This is a genomic window from Pseudonocardia sediminis (assembly GCF_004217185.1).
GTDB lineage: Bacteria > Actinomycetota > Actinomycetes > Mycobacteriales > Pseudonocardiaceae > Pseudonocardia > Pseudonocardia sediminis.
Genome location: NZ_SHKL01000001.1, coordinates 3,594,891 through 3,609,029 on the forward strand (window position 1 = coordinate 3,594,891; position 14,139 = coordinate 3,609,029).

At 74.6% G+C, this 14,139-nt stretch carries 10 protein-coding genes; 5 read left to right on the forward strand and 5 right to left on the reverse strand.

What is annotated here, in order from left to right; translation table 11 throughout:
- Nucleotides 1–71: 71 nt before the first annotated feature.
- Together EV383_RS16650 and EV383_RS16655 are read right to left on the reverse strand one after the other, a co-directional pair.
- Nucleotides 72–1,760 carry an ABC-ATPase domain-containing protein gene (locus EV383_RS16650; RefSeq protein WP_130290764.1) on the reverse strand — a complete coding sequence of 563 codons (1,689 nt, stop codon included), beginning with the start codon at nt 1,758–1,760 and terminating at the stop codon, nt 72–74.
- Between the two features lie 585 nt (nt 1,761–2,345).
- Nucleotides 2,346–3,011, reverse strand: coding sequence for a DUF4232 domain-containing protein (locus tag EV383_RS16655; RefSeq protein WP_165438376.1), 666 nt, complete (start codon nt 3,009–3,011; stop codon nt 2,346–2,348).
- Nucleotides 3,012–3,220: 209 nt separating this feature from the next.
- On the opposite strand from EV383_RS16655, the gene EV383_RS16660 reads away from it, so the two are divergent.
- The 3 genes from EV383_RS16660 (at nt 3,221) to EV383_RS16670 (ending at nt 7,004) form a co-directional block, all read left to right on the forward strand.
- The gene (locus EV383_RS16660) at nt 3,221–3,694 is read left to right on the forward strand and encodes a nitroreductase/quinone reductase family protein (protein ID WP_130290766.1); all 474 of its coding nucleotides are present in this window, start codon (nt 3,221–3,223) and stop codon (nt 3,692–3,694) included.
- A gap of 73 nt (nt 3,695–3,767) precedes the next feature.
- The gene (locus tag EV383_RS16665) at nt 3,768–6,068 is read left to right on the forward strand and encodes an ATP-binding cassette domain-containing protein (RefSeq protein ID WP_130290767.1); all 2,301 of its coding nucleotides are present in this window, start codon (nt 3,768–3,770) and stop codon (nt 6,066–6,068) included.
- Nucleotides 6,069–6,104: 36 nt separating this feature from the next.
- On the forward strand, nt 6,105–7,004 hold the full coding sequence (locus tag EV383_RS16670) for a DUF368 domain-containing protein (RefSeq protein WP_207223552.1): 900 nt from the start codon (nt 6,105–6,107) through the stop codon (nt 7,002–7,004).
- A 64-nt stretch (nt 7,005–7,068) separates the two neighbouring features.
- Here the strand turns inward: EV383_RS16670 and EV383_RS16675 are convergent, their stop codons facing one another.
- Complete coding sequence (locus tag EV383_RS16675) at nt 7,069–8,454, reverse strand: MFS transporter (protein ID WP_130290768.1); 1,386 nt, start codon at nt 8,452–8,454, stop codon at nt 7,069–7,071.
- A gap of 134 nt (nt 8,455–8,588) precedes the next feature.
- Nucleotides 8,589–9,245, reverse strand: a complete 657-nt coding sequence (locus EV383_RS16680) for a TetR/AcrR family transcriptional regulator (RefSeq protein WP_130290769.1) — start codon at nt 9,243–9,245, stop codon at nt 8,589–8,591.
- 214 nt (nt 9,246–9,459) lie between these two features.
- Here EV383_RS16680 and EV383_RS16685 point away from each other — a divergent pair, with 214 nt between their 5' ends.
- Entirely contained in the window at nt 9,460–10,389 is a 930-nt protein-coding gene (locus EV383_RS16685) for a shikimate dehydrogenase (RefSeq protein WP_130290770.1), read from the forward strand.
- Nucleotides 10,379–12,382, forward strand: coding sequence for a sugar phosphate isomerase/epimerase and 4-hydroxyphenylpyruvate domain-containing protein (locus EV383_RS16690; RefSeq protein ID WP_130290771.1), 2,004 nt, complete (start codon nt 10,379–10,381; stop codon nt 12,380–12,382). The genes EV383_RS16685 and EV383_RS16690 overlap by 11 nt, the downstream gene beginning before the upstream one ends.
- A 13-nt stretch (nt 12,383–12,395) precedes the next feature.
- Here EV383_RS16690 and EV383_RS16695 read toward each other — a convergent pair whose 3' ends face one another.
- The gene (locus EV383_RS16695) at nt 12,396–14,066 is read right to left on the reverse strand and encodes a class I adenylate-forming enzyme family protein (RefSeq protein ID WP_130290772.1); all 1,671 of its coding nucleotides are present in this window, start codon (nt 14,064–14,066) and stop codon (nt 12,396–12,398) included.
- Nucleotides 14,067–14,139 lie beyond the last annotated feature (73 nt).

The window sequence follows — 14,139 nt, forward strand, 5'->3', positions numbered from 1 at the left end:
CGACCCGGCCGATCGTGGTCGTCGTCACCGCGCCGTCCCCTCGCGTCGTCCCCCGCTCCGTCCCCGGGCCGTCAGCGGGCGCGCAGCTCCGTGACCCGGGCCGACCGCAGGCGGTTCAGCGCGGCCGCGACCTCGTGCCGGCGCGGCAGCGCGTAGTCCGAGAGCGCTCCGTGCGCGATGCCCTCCAGCCCGTCCTCGACGACGTCGCGGTCCAACCCATCGAGCACCTCGCCGACCGTGCGGCGCCCGTCGAGCAACTTCGTGTGCACGGCGTGCGCCAGGGCCAGTCCGATGCCGGTGACCTGGGAGGAGTCGACGAGCTGGGCGACGGCGGACAGGTCGATGTCGTCGGCGCCGAACGTCAGCCGGGCCCTCCCGCGGGCGGTGACCCTGCGTCGTCCGCGGACCTCGGCGTCGACGGAGCCGGGGTCGAACACCCGGTGCGTGACGTCCGGGAAGCCGGTGTGCTCGCTCGTGCGCGCCGGGCCGGCCGCGGCCGCCACCTCGTGCGCCCGGCCGGTGACCTCGGAGGCGACGTAGCCCTCCATCAGGATCACCGTGTCCGCCTTGTCCAGGTAGTCCCCGGACCCACCCATGACCAGCACCGTCGAGACGCCGTGGTCGGCGTGCAGCGGCCGGACACGGTCGGTGAACGGCACCAGCGGCTCGGACGGGATCAGCTCCCGCATCCGGGCGTCGCGGATCATGACATTCGTCGCCGAGGTGTCCTCGTCGATGAGCAGCACGTCCGCGCCGGCCTCCAGGGCCTCGACCGTCGACGCCGCCTGTGAGGTGGACCCGGACGCGGCGGTGGTCGAGAAGTCGTCGGTCGGGGCGCCGCTGGGAAGGTGCGACACGAACGCCGAGACGTCCACCCGCTCGACGCCGCGCTCGTCCTCGGCGCGCACGCTCACCGCGTCCGGGCGGGTCACGCAGCGCTCGCGGCCGTCACCGGGCACGTGGTCGTAGACGCCGGTCTCCAGCGCGCGCAGCAGCGTCGACTTCCCGTGGTAGCCGCCGCCGACGATCAACGTGACGCCCTCGGGCACGCCCATGCCGGTGACCTCGCCCGCGTGCGGCGTGGTCAGAGTGGTGCGCAGCGACTCCGGGGAGGCGAACGGGACGGCCCCGTCGAGCGGGCGCTCGTCGACGCCGCTGCGCCGGGGCAGGACGGCGCCGTCGGCGACGAACGCGACCAGGCCGTTCCCGGCCAGTGCCTCGCGCAGGGCCGTCGCGTCCTCGACGGTGTGCACGAACTCTTCGGCGGCAGCCCGGTCGGCGGTCTCCCAGCGCAGCGCGGCGAGGACGGCGTCCGGGAGGTCACGGGTGAGTGTGCGGGCGGCCTGCTTGCCGTCGATCCGCCGTCCGTGCCCCGGCATCGGGACGCCGAGCTCGACCCGCACCGCGCCGTCGTCGAGCCGGATCGCGCTGCGGGCCAGCACCTCCTGGCCACCGGCGTCCACCGTGACCGGGGTGCCGGACAGGGCCCGGCGCAACGCCCGCAGCAGGTACCCGCCCAGGGCCCGCCGCCGGACGTCGGAGTCGTGCAGCTCCGCCGGGAACCCGGCGGTGGAGGCGGGCACGTCGACCCGGATCCGGCTCGGCGGCGCGAACGGGTCGGCCTGGATCCGGCGCACCTCGAGGGTGAAGCCGTCCATCGTCCACCGCCCGGTCAGGCTCTTGTAGCGGCCGTAGCTCGCGCCGTCCATGCCGTGCAGCGACGACGCGAGCGCGCGCGTGTCGCCCTGGGTGCGGGTCATGGGCGTCCTTCCGCCGGCACGAGGGCTGCGCCCCGTCGCCGGAGATCGTGGTCGATGCGGGCGGCCACGCTACCGGCGCGAATAGTCCCGGGCTCGGCGGCGGCCGGAGCCCCCTGGGCGTGAGACCGGTGATCGTCGAACGGGTACCGATGGTGGCCACGGGTGGCGTCGATCGGTACCCGTCCGCCGATCACCCCACGGAGTCCCGCCCGATCAGCGCGCCCGCAGCGCCCCGGGTGCCGCACGACGGGGTGGCCGGGGTGCCGCCACGCGGCCTCGTCGATCTCTGAACGTCGCGAAACGGCGACCCGCCCCGCCGGAACGTGACGCTCGGGCCCGCGGCACCGCCCCCCGCCTCACTCGCCGCCGACGAGCGTCACGACATGGCGGCGAGCACATCAGGTACGTGACGCTCGATGCCGAGCCCCGGGCCGTGTGCGGCCTGCCGCTCGGTGAGTGTCACGTGATGGCGGTTCGCCCCGCCGGAACGTGACGCTCGATCGCGGCGTCGGGCGATCCGTCCGGCGAGCGTCACGACAGGGCGACCGTGGCCGCCACATCGTGACGCTCGAGCGGCCGGGCGGTTCAGCGGGCCTCGAGTGAGCGCACCGCGAGCTGGTTGCCGCTCGACGGGGTCCCGGAGCAGCCGGTGCCCTCGCGCGGGACGAACAGCGACGCGGTGTCGCCCGGCGGGTAGATGCGCAGCCCGCGCACCGGGACGGGCCGGCACGAAGCCGTGTCGAAGTTCGCCACGTTCGCCAGCTTCATCGCGGCACCGACCGAACCACCGGGCCCGAGCCGGAGGTCGCCGCCGCGCGGGCCGTCCATGACCGCCGACGGACCGACCTGGGCGCCGTTGTCACCGCCGACGTAGGACACGCCGGGGAATCCCCGCAGGTAGCAGGTCCGCGAGCCGCTGTTGGTCAGGATCAGCGTCTGGTTCACCGAACCCGCGGCACCGTCGGCCGGGCCGAGCGAGCCCGTCAGCTCCGCGGTGGTGCAGCGGGCGGAGTTCCCGCCCCCGGCCGCCCCGCCGCCGGACGCGCCGCTCCCCGAGCCCTCCGCGCCGCCGCCGGACGAGTCACCGGCCGCGGTGTTGCTCGCCGGTGTGTCGGTGGTCGGCGCGGCGGCCGTCGTCGTCGGTGCCGAGGAGGCGGCGCCCGCCGTCGTCGGCCAGTCCTCCCCGCTCGAACACCCCGCGAGTGCCAGTGTCGCCGCCGCGACGGCGGCCAGCGTCAGTCGCGCCGTCATCCGTGGTCGGTCGTCGCCCGTCATGTCTCCCCCGATCGTCGTGTGTCCGGCCGGATCGCCGTGTCCGTCCTACAAGGAGAGACGTACGGCGGCGCAAGAGGTTGTCATTGACAACGATTCGACGGGGTGGCGAACTCCACCCGGTCGGGCGCGTGCCTGTGGCACACTGCTAATTCAAGTTTGAATAGCAGGACCGAGGAGACGATCCGATGGCCGCCCGCAAGACCGGCACCCCACCCCGCTGGCTCAAGCCGATGAACCGTGTCCTGATGGGCGTGCAACGCCTCGGCCTGGGGATGAAGGAGCTCCCCGTCCTGACCGTGCCGGGCCGTCGCTCCGGCGAGCCGCGCTACACGCCGGTCTCCGTGCTGCACCTCGACGGGCAGCGCTACCTGCTGGTCGGCTACCCCGGCGCGGACTGGGGCCGCAACGCCCGGGCTGCCGGGCGCGGGACGCTGAGCGTGGGCCGGACCGCCGAGCCGGTGCGCCTGATCGAGCTGGACGCGCAGGCGGCGCTGCCCGTCCTGCGGGAGTGGCCGGTCGCGTTCGAACAGGGAGCCGGGATGATGCGCGACGCGGGCGTGGTCGAGGCCGTCACGCCCGAGGCGTTCGAGAAGATCGCCGGCGTCTGCCCGGTGTTCCGGATCGAGGCCGACCCCGGCCCGGCGGGCACCGACCGATGAGGATCCGTACCCCCGGCGGTCCACCCTGCGGGCGCGGGCACACCCGGTGCCCTGTCGACGACGAAGGAGCCCGATGAGCACTTCGGTACCGGCCAGCGCGTTCATCTCGGTCACCGGCGCGCGGGAGAACAACCTGCGCGACGTGTCGCTGACGATCCCGAAACGGGCGATCACGGCGTTCGTCGGGGTGTCCGGATCCGGGAAGTCGTCGCTGGTCTTCGACACGATCGCCGCCGAGGCCCAGCGCCAGCTCAACGAGACGTTCTCGGCGTTCGTGCGCGGGTTCCTGCCCAAGCTGGGCCAGCCCGACGCGGACCTGATCGAGGACCTCTCGACCGCGATCGTCGTCGACCAGAAGCGCCTCGGAGGGGGCTCGCGCTCCACGCTGGGCACGGTCTCGGACATCAACCCGCTGCTGCGGCTGCTGTTCTCCCGGCGCAGCGTCCCCTACGTCGGGCCCGGCTTCGACTTCTCGTTCAACCTGCCCGGCGGGATGTGCCCGGGGTGTGCCGGCATCGGCCGTCAGGTGCGCCTGGACCACGCGAAGATGTTCGACCGGGCGAAGTCACTCAACGAGGGCGCGATCCTGCACCGCGACTTCGCCGTCGACAGCTGGTACTGGCACGTCTACGCCCAGTCCGGGAAGTTCGACAACGACCTGCCCCTGGCCGAGTACACCGACGAGGAGTGGCAGCTGCTGCTCTGGGGCGCCGACGAGAAGGTCGCGCTCGCCACGACCGGCCGCAAGACGCTGAACATGGACCTCGAGGGCGTCGAGGCGAAGTTCAACCGGCTCTTCGTCGCCGCCGACGGCGAGGGCACCTCGGACCGCAAGAAGGAGACCCTGGCCCGGTTCACCACGTCGGTGCGCTGCCCGGACTGCGGCGGCACCCGGCTCGCGCAGGCCCAGCGCACGGCGACCGTCGGCGGGCACACGCTGCCCGGGATCTGCGCCCTCGACCTGGCGTCGCTGCACGCCCTGCTGCCCTCGCTCTCCGACGCCGAGGTGGCCCCGATCGTCGACGAGGCGGTGGAACGGATCGGGGCGCTGGTCGACATGGGCCTGGGCTACCTGACGCTGGACCGGGAGACCTCGACGCTGTCCGGCGGGGAGTCGCAGCGGATCAAGATGGTCCGCCACCTCGGGTCCGCGCTGGTCGACGTCATGTACATCTTCGACGAGCCGACGATCGGGCTGCACCCCCGCGACGTCGGCCGGATGAACGCGCTGATGGCGCGCCTGCGGGACAAGGGCAACACCGTCCTGGTCGTCGAGCACGACACCGACGTGATCACCGCCGCCGACCACGTCGTCGAGCTCGGCCCGCGCGCCGGCAGCGACGGCGGGCGGATCGTCTACCAGGGCGACGTCGCCGGGCTGCGCGGCTCCGGGACGCTGACCGGGGAGTTCCTGCACCGCCCGATCACGGCGAAGGCGCAGGTCCGCACGCCGACCGGGACGCTGCGGGTCACCGGGGCGACGGCGAACAACCTGCGGGGCTTCGACCTCGACGTCCCGCTCGGGGTGCTCGTCGCGGTCACCGGGGTGGCCGGGTCGGGGAAGTCGACGCTGGTGCGCGAGGTGCTCGTGCCGCAGCACCCGGAGACGATCGTCGTCGACCAGTCCGCGGTGGCGACCTCGATCCGCTCGACCCCGGCCACGTGGACCGGCGTGATGGACCCGATCCGCAAGTTCTACGCCGCCCGCACCGGGACCAAGCCCGCCCTCTTCAGCTTCAACTCGGCCGGCGCGTGCCCGACCTGCAAGGGGCTCGGCGTCGTCTACTCCGACCTGTCCTACCTCGACGGCGTGCGCTCCACCTGCACCGACTGCGAGGGCCGCCGCTACACCGACGAGGTGCTCGCGCTCACCGTCGACGGGCTGTCGATCTCGGACGCCCTGGACCTGACCGCGGCGAAGGCCGTGGAGTTCTTCGACCAGCGCGACGTGCGCAAGCGGCTCTCGGCCGTCGTCGACGTCGGGCTCGGGTACCTGACGCTCGGGCAGCCGCTCTCGACGCTGTCCGGCGGGGAGTGCCAGCGGCTCAAGCTGGCCGGGCGACTGCACGAGGAGGGCCCTGCTGATCGGTCCGGGGTCTACGTCCTCGACGAGCCCACCACCGGGCTGCACATGTCCGACTGCGGGCACCTGCTCGCGCTGCTCGACCGCCTCGTCGACGGCGGCAGCTCGGTGATCGTCGTCGAGCACAACCTCGACGTCGTCGCGCATGCCGACCACGTGATCGACCTCGGCCCGGACGGCGGTGACGGCGGTGGGTCCGTCGTGTTCACCGGGACGCCGGCGGAGCTGGTGGGCGCGACCGGCTCGTTCACCGGGGAGCACCTGGCCCGCCACGTCGCGGCGCACGCCTGACCGGGCCGCCCTGCCGGGGACGGTACGGTCGGCGGCGTGCTGTCCGTTACGTCCGTTTCCAATGTCGCCCGGGGCGCCGCGATCGGTGTCGTCGAGACCGTCCCCGGGGTGAGCGGCGGGACGATGGCGCTGATCGTCGGCGTCTACGAGCGCCTGATCGCGGTGGCCGGGCACCTCGTGGCCGCGGTGCGGGCCGCGGTGTCGGACCTGCCCCGCGGGCGCGGGGGCGTCCGTGCACGGACCGAGCTGGGCCGGGTCGACGTCCCGCTCGTGGCCGCCGTCGGAGCCGGGATGGTGCTCGCGCTGGCGATCGCCTCGCAGATCCTGCCGGACCTGATCGAGGGCCGTCCGGTCGGGACGCGGGCGGTGTTCTTCGGCATGGTCGCGGCGTCGGTGCTGGTCCCCGCGCTGGCACTGGGCCGGTTGCGGGCGGTCCACGAACCGCTGGTGGTCGTCGCGGCGGCCGGGGCGACGTGGGTGCTGACCGGGCTGCCGACCCCGGCCGGTGACGGCGGGCCGTCGCTGTGGCTCGTCGGCGGGGCCGCGGCGCTGGCCGTCTGCGCCCTGGTGCTGCCGGGGCTGTCCGGGTCCTTCCTGCTACTGGTCCTCGGGCTCTACGAGCCGACCCTGCGCGCGGTGGCCTCCGGCGACGTCGCCTATCTCGCGGTCTTCGCCCTGGGCGCCGCGCTCGGGCTCGGGTCGTTCGTCTCGCTGCTGCAGTGGCTGCTCGAGCGCCACCACCGCACCATGATGCTGGTCATGGCCGGGGTGCTCCTCGGCGCGCTACGGGCGTTGTGGCCCTGGCAGGACGCCGACCGGGCGATGGCCGCGCCCGATCCCGGGGCCGCGGCGATGCTGGTCCCGATGCTGCTGGGGGCGGTGTTCGTCGTGGCGGTGACGCTGTGGCAGCACCGGCGTACCGGCCTCGACGGATAGGGAACCCGGGGTACGACGACGGCCCGCACCCCGGTCGGGGACACGGGCCGTCGGCGCGGTCGGGTCAGACGTGGGCGGGGGTCCGCTCCCGGTCCTGGACGGTCTCGATCTCGGTCAGGGTCAGGTGTGCGGTCTCCCGGGCGGTCCAGGCCGAGGCGGCCGCGACCACGCAGATCACCGCGCCGAACACGGCGACCGGCAGCCAGCCCGAGGCACTGTCCCCGGCGAGCGCGGCGGCGATCGTCGGCGCGAACCCGCCGAGCGCGAACCCGATCTGGGTGCCGACGGCCATGCCGGTGAGCCGGACCTTGGCCGGGAACATCTCCCCGTAGAAGGACGGCCAGACGCCGTTCGCGGCGCTGTAGACGACGCCGGAGAGCAGGATGCCGGCGGCGAAGACCAGGGCCAGCTCGCCGGTGGACACCGCCCACAGGTAGACGGCCAGCATGACGGCGCTGCCCAGGGCGCCGGCGATGAAGACCGGGCGGCGGCCGATCCGGTCGGCCAGCGTGGCGAACAGCGGGATCGCGGCGAGGGCGACGACGTTGGCCGAGACCACGACCCAGAGCATGGTCGAGCGCTCCAGGCCGACGGTGTTCACGGCGAACGAGAGCGCGAACACCGTCATCAGGGTGCTGACCGAGGCGACGGTCGCGGCGAGGGTGACCCGCAGCAGGTTCGGCCAGTGCCCGCGGAACAGCGCCGCGATCGGAAGCTGCTCCTTCTTCGCCGGGGCCGGGGCACCGTCCACGGTCCGCTCGGCGGCGACCTCGTTCTCGAAGACCGGGGTCTCGTGCAGCGTGCGCCGGATCAGCACGCCGGCGACGAGGACGAGCACGCTCGCCCAGAACGGAACCCGCCAGCCCCAGCTCAGCAGCGCGTCCTCGGGCAGCAGCGCGACCGGCAGGAACACGGCGGTGGCGATGATCTGGCCGCCCTGGGTGCCCGACAGCGTGAAGCTGGTGAAGAACGCCCGGCGGTTCTGCGGCGAGTGCTCCAGCGTCATCGAGTTCGCGCCGGCCTGCTCCCCGCCCGCGGAGAGCCCCTGCAGCAGGCGGCAGGTGACCAGCAGGATCGGTGCGAGCACGCCGACCTGGTCGTAGGTCGGCAGGAAGCCGATCGCCAGCGTGGCGATGCCCATCATCATCAGGGTCGCGACCAGGACCTTCTTGCGGCCCATCCGGTCGCCGATGTGCCCGAACAGGACCGCGCCCAGCGGCCGGGCGATGTAGCCGAACCCGAACGTCGCGAGCGCCAGCAGCGTGCCGGCGGCGGGGCTGGAGTCGGGGAAGAACACCTTGTTGAACACGAGCGCGGCGGCCGTGCCGTAGATGAAGAAGTCGTAGTACTCGAGCGCGCTGCCGACCCAGGCCGCGAGCGCGGCCCGCTTCGGCTGGGCCGTGGGCGGGAGGTCCCCGCTCGTGGCGGTGGACGACGGACTGGAACTCACGGGGCCCTCCAGGCGTGTGCGACGTTGCAGGCACGGTGGCGCGAGCGGCGGGCCGCGCGTATGTACCGTCTGGTTACGTACCGAATAGTGAGTTAGCGCGCCGGACGTGTCAAGGGGCCGGTTCCCGCAGGTGATCAGGCCCGGCCGACGTGCGCGGTCAGGTACTCGACCACCATGTCGCCGAGCATCTGCCGGTAGTGGTCGCGACGACCGGCGTCGAGCAGGTCGCGGTGGAAGATCGCCTGGAAGGTGTGCCGGTTGGCCGTCCGGAACACGCAGAACGCGCTGATCATCATGTGCACGTCCAGGGCGTCGACGTCGTCGCGGAACAGCCCGGCGTCGCGCCCGCGCTCCAGGATCCGGCCCAGGACGTCGAGGGCGGGGTTGGCCAGCCCGGGCAGGATCGGGGAGGTCCGCAGGTGCTCGGCGTGGTGGATGTTCTCGATGCCGACCAGCCGGATGAACGCCGGGTGTGACTCGTGGTGGTCGAACGTGAGCTCGGCCAGCGCGCGGACGGCGCGGGCCGGCGGCAGGTCGTCGACCTCCAGGGTCTGCTCCAGCGCACGGATGCCCACGTAGGCGCGCTCCAGGACGGCGACGTAGAGGCCCTGCTTGCTGCCGAAGTAGTAGTAGAGCATCCGCTTGGTGGTGCGGGTCCGGGCGGCGATCTCGTCCACGCGGGCGCCGGCGAAGCCGCGGTCGGCGAACTCGTCGGTGGCCACGTCGAGGATCTCGGCGCGGGTCCGCTCGGCGTCGCGCTGGCGGACGGGGTCGCTCGGGTCTGCGGCCACGGTGTCCTCCCCGTCCCTCCTGGTCTCCGCGTGCACGCGGTCGCCGGGTGCCACCGGGTACTGCCCCGGATGCGGTCGCCGTCGGCCGGCTCACCGGTCGTGTCGAGCGGACTCTACGACCGGCTCCCCCGGGTTTCCGGGAGGCGCACCTCTTTTCACCGTCTCGTGAGTCGGGTACAACTAACCAGACGGTACATTGAGCGAGGGAGCAGGCATGGACAGCACGACGGCCGGGATCGTCCGCACCGGACTGATCGGCAGCGGGATCGGCCCGTCGCTGTCCCCCGCCCTGCACGAGCGGGAGGCCCGCGCGCTCGGGCTGCCGCTGCGCTACACCCGCTGGGACCTCGACGAGCTCGGCGCGGCGCCGTCCGACGTCGGTGAGCTGCTGGGACGCGCCCGCGCGCAGGGCTATGGCGGCCTCAACATCACCCACCCCTGCAAACAGCAGGTGATCCCCCACCTCGACGCCCTCTCCGACGACGCCGCCGCGATCGGCGCCGTCAACACCGTCGTGTTCGACGACCGCGGCGCGACCGGGCACAACACCGACTGGTCCGGCTTCCGCGACGGCCTGCTCACCGGACTGCCGGGTGCCGCGCGCGACCGGGTCGTGCTGCTCGGGGCGGGCGGGGCCGGTGCCGCCGCCGCGCACGCGCTGTTGACCCTGGGCACCGGGCACCTCGACGTCGTCGACGTCGACGCCGGCCGCGCCCGGCACCTGGCCGACGAGCTGGCCGCGCGCTTCGGCGCGACCGGTGCCGAGGCACGGCGCACCGCCGGGCACGGCCGTGACGAGCTCGCCGCCGTCCTCGACGGCGCCGACGGCGTCGTGCACGCGACGCCGGTCGGGATGGCCGAGCACCCCGGCCTGCCGTTCCCGTCGTCGCTGCTGCACCCGGGGCTGTGGGTCGCCGAGATCGTCTACCGGCCGCTGGACACGGCGCTGCTGCGCGCCGTGCGGGCCGCCGGCTGCCCGACGCTCGACGGCGGGCGGATGGCCGTGCACCAGGCGGCCGAGGCGTTCCGGCTGTTCACCGGCCTGACCCCGGACCCGGCCCGGATGCTGGCCCACCTCGCGGAGCTGGTCGCGACCGAGGAGAGCCCCACCGCCGAGATGAAGGAGACCGACCGTGTCGCCTGAGCCCGCCGTCCTCGCCGACCCGGCGGCGCCGTTCGCGGCCACCCGCCCGCGGACCGCCGTCGCGACCGTCTGCCTGTCCGGCACGCTGGAGGACAAGCTGGCCGCCGCGTCGACGGCCGGGTTCGACGGCGTCGAGATCTTCGCCCCGGACCTGATCGCCTCTCCCCTGTCGCCGGCCGACATCGGTGCCCGCTGCGCGGACCTGGGCCTGTCGGTCGACCTCTACCAGCCGTTGCGCGACATCGACTCCACCGACGACGCGCGGTTCGCGGCCAACCTGCGCCGCGCCGGCGCCACGTTCGACGTGATGGCCGGGCTGGGGGCCGACACGGTGCTCCTCTGCTCGTCGGTCTCACCCGACGCCGTCACCGACGACGACCGTCTCGCCGGGCAGCTGCACAGGCTCGCCGAGCACGCCGCCGCGCGCGGGATGCGGATCGCCTACGAGGCGCTGGCCTGGGGACGGCACGTCGGCACGTGGGACCACTCGGCCGACGTCGTCGCCCGCGCCGACCACCCGGCCTTGGGGCTGTGCCTGGACAGCTTCCACATCCTCTCCCGCGGCTCGGACCCGTCCGGGATCGCCGACGTGCCCGGCGAGAAGCTGTTCTTCCTGCAGCTCGCCGACGCCCCGCAGCTGACGATGGACGTGCTGAGCTGGAGCCGTCACCACCGCCTGTTCCCCGGGCAGGGCGAGTTCGACCTGCCCGCGTTCCTGGAACCGGTGCTCGCGGCCGGGTACCGCGGGCCGCTCTCGCTCGAGGTGTTCAACGACGTCTTCCGCCAGGCCGACCCGGTCCGCACGGCCGTCGACGCCCGTCGCTCGCTGCTGGCGCTGGCCGAGGCCACGGCACGGAGGGACACCGGACACCACGCCGGGACCGACCCGGTCGCCGTCGCGGCCCCGGAGCTGGGCGGGCACGCGTTCGTCGAGCTGCGCGGACCGGAACGCCCGGTCGCCGAGGCCGAGGCCGCCGCCGCCGCCGGCGCCGCCGCCGATCCGGGCCCGGACGGCCCGGACCTCGGCACGGTGCTGCGCGCGCTCGGCTTCGCCCGGACCGGTGTGCACCGCTCCAAGCCGGTCACCCGGTACGAGCAGGGCGCGGCCCGGATCCTGGTGAACTCCGGCGCCGAGGACGACCCCGGTGCCGACACGAGCCACGGCTCGGGCGGGAGCACCACCACGGCGATCGCCGCGCTGGCGCTCGAGTCGGCCGACCCGCAGTCCTCGGCGCGGCGCGCGCAGCGGCTGTGCGCTCCGCTGCTGCCGCGCCGTCACGGCCCGGGCGAGGCCGACCTCGCCGAGGTCGCCGCCCCGGACGGGACGTCGCTGTTCTTCTGCCGCACCGACGCCCCGGACGGCGCCGGCTGGGCCGGTGACTTCGTCCCGACCGGCGAGCGACCCGGCCCCGGCACCGGGGTGACCGCCATCGACCACGTCGGCCTCACGCAGCCCTACGACGTGTTCGACGAGGCGACGCTGTTCTACCGCTCGGTGCTCGGCCTGGCCCCGTGCGCGGACGGCGAGTTCGCCGCGCCGTTCGGCCTGGTCCGCAGCCGCGCTCTGGCCGACGACGCCCGCCGCGTGCGTCTGGCGCTGACGGTCTCGCTGCTGCGCCGCGGGGAGTGGGCGCCGGGGGTGTCGGATCCGCAGTACATCGCGCTGGCCACCGACGACGTCGTCGCCACCGCCCGTGCGGCCCGCGCCGCCGGTGCGCCGCTGCTGGAGATCCCGGCGAACTACCACGACGACCTCGACGCCCGCCTCGAGCCGCCGCCCGAACGCCTGGCCGCGTTCCGCGAGCTCGGGGTGCTCTGCGAGGCCGACGCCCAGGGCTCCTACCTGCAGGTCTGTACCGAGCTGCTGGACGGGCGGCTGTTCCTGGCCCTGGTCCAGCGCGTCGGCGGGCACGACGGGTTCGGGTGGTCCGACGCCCCGGTCCGGATGGCCGCGCACCGCCGTCGACGGCTCGCCCGCTCGACCGGGGGCTGAGCCCGGCCCCGGCCTACCGGGGCGGCCGGCTCTGCTGTGGCCGGGCCGGGCTCAGCTCCTCGGCGATCCGGTCCCGCAGCGGCCCCTTCCGGATCCCGGTGCCCGACATCCCCTCCCCCGACGACCCCTCCCCCGACGACCCCTGACCCGACAAGCCCTGTCCGGCCAGGGGCCAGCTGGTGACGAACCGGACGTGGCGCGGCACCTTGAACCGCGGGAGGGCGTCGGCGCAGTGCTCCTGCAGCTGCTCGGCGGTCACCTGCGCGCCGGGCCGCAGCTGCACGAACGCGGCGGGGACCTCGTCGAAGTCCGGGTCCGGCGCGGCGACGACGGCGACGGCCACGACGTCCGGATGCCCGGCGAGCACCGCCTCGACCTCCGGCGCGGCGACCTTCTCCCCGCCCACCGTGACCCGGTCGGCGACGCGGCCGAGATGGCGCAGCCGGCCGTCGGCGTCGAGCAACCCGAGGTCACCGGTGGCGAACCACGCGTCCGGGTCGCGGCGGTCCGCGCCGAGGTGGCCGAGGAACGTCGTCGCGCCGCGCACCCGGATCCGGCCGGGCTCCCCGCTCGGGAGCGGCCCGCCGGTGTCGGGGTCGACGATGTCGACCTCCACTCCGGCCAGCGGGTGACCGTGGGTCCCGAGCCGCTCGGCGTCGGCGTCGCGCCGGCCGGTCAGCGTCGCGAACCCGGCCGTCTCGGTGGCGGCGTACCCGGTCAGGACCACCGCCCGCGGGAGAACCGACTGCACAGCGCCCAGGGCTCTGGGCGTGCCGAGGTCGAGCACCGTGCGCACGCTCTCGAACGACCACGCCGCCCGGGGGTCGGCCCGCAGGGCGTCGGTCACGACGGGGGCGCCGGTCACCAGGACGGTGGCCCGCTCGGCCCGGACCTGGGTCCACGCCCGTCCGGCCGCGAACCCGTCGTCGGTGACGACGGTGCCGCCCGCCTCCAGGATCGCCAGCAACGGCCCGAGGAACCCGGGCCGGTCAAGCGGCAGCACGGACCACACGACGTCCTCGGGGTCGAGGCCGATCCGGTCGCCGAGGGCCCGGCCGGCCGCGACGACCGCGCCGTGGGTCAGCTCGCAGCCGCGCGGGTCCCCGGTCGTCCCCGCCGTCCGGAGCACCACCGCGACGTCGCCGGGCCGGGCGAACCGCATCGGTGCCGACGGGCCCGGGTCGTCGTCGATGCGGGCCGGACCGGCCGCGTCCGCACCGACGACGACGGCGCGGCGCAGCCCGGGGAGGCCGTCCACGTCGAGCGCGGTGGGGTCGGCGGATCCGCCCAGCTCGGGGACGGCGTCGCGGACGAGGTCGAGCCGCCCGGGATCGGTCACCACGAGCGTGTCCACCTCGGCCTCGGCCAGCAGGCGCCGCAGCTCCCCGACGTCGTGCCCGTCGGGAACCGGCACGCACACCGCGCCGAGCATCCCGCAGGCGAACACCATCTCGACCCCGGCGACGGAGTTGCCGGTCAGGAGCGCGACCCGTCCCCCGTCGGGGACGCCGAGGTAGGCCAGCCGGGCGGCGAGCGCCTCGGAGCCGGTGAGGATCCGCCCCCACGGGGCCCGTTCGACCGGCGTGACGACACCGGCGTCGGGGTGGGTCAGCGAGGCGATGGTGGCCGTCCGGCGGAGCGTCCCGGGCAGGGTGAGCGCCGCGTCGGTGCCGTTACCGTGCATCCGTCCATCGTGCTGTGTCCCGGCCCGCCGGACCAGCCCCGGCCTCAGCCGGACACCGGGACGGCGCCCGGAC

Excerpts from the sequence above, each read along its gene's own strand:
- EV383_RS16650 (WP_130290764.1), bottom strand. The coding sequence starts at position 1,760 with ATGACCCGCACCCAGGGCGACACGCGCGCGCTCGCGTCGTCGCTGCAC.
- EV383_RS16655 (WP_165438376.1), bottom strand. The coding sequence starts at position 3,011 with ATGACGGCGCGACTGACGCTGGCCGCCGTCGCGGCGGCGACACTGGCA.
- EV383_RS16660 (WP_130290766.1), top strand. The coding sequence starts at position 3,221 with ATGGCCGCCCGCAAGACCGGCACCCCACCCCGCTGGCTCAAGCCGATG.
- EV383_RS16665 (WP_130290767.1), top strand. The coding sequence starts at position 3,768 with ATGAGCACTTCGGTACCGGCCAGCGCGTTCATCTCGGTCACCGGCGCG.
- EV383_RS16685 (WP_130290770.1), top strand. The coding sequence starts at position 9,460 with ATGGACAGCACGACGGCCGGGATCGTCCGCACCGGACTGATCGGCAGC.
- EV383_RS16695 (WP_130290772.1), bottom strand. The coding sequence starts at position 14,066 with ATGCACGGTAACGGCACCGACGCGGCGCTCACCCTGCCCGGGACGCTC.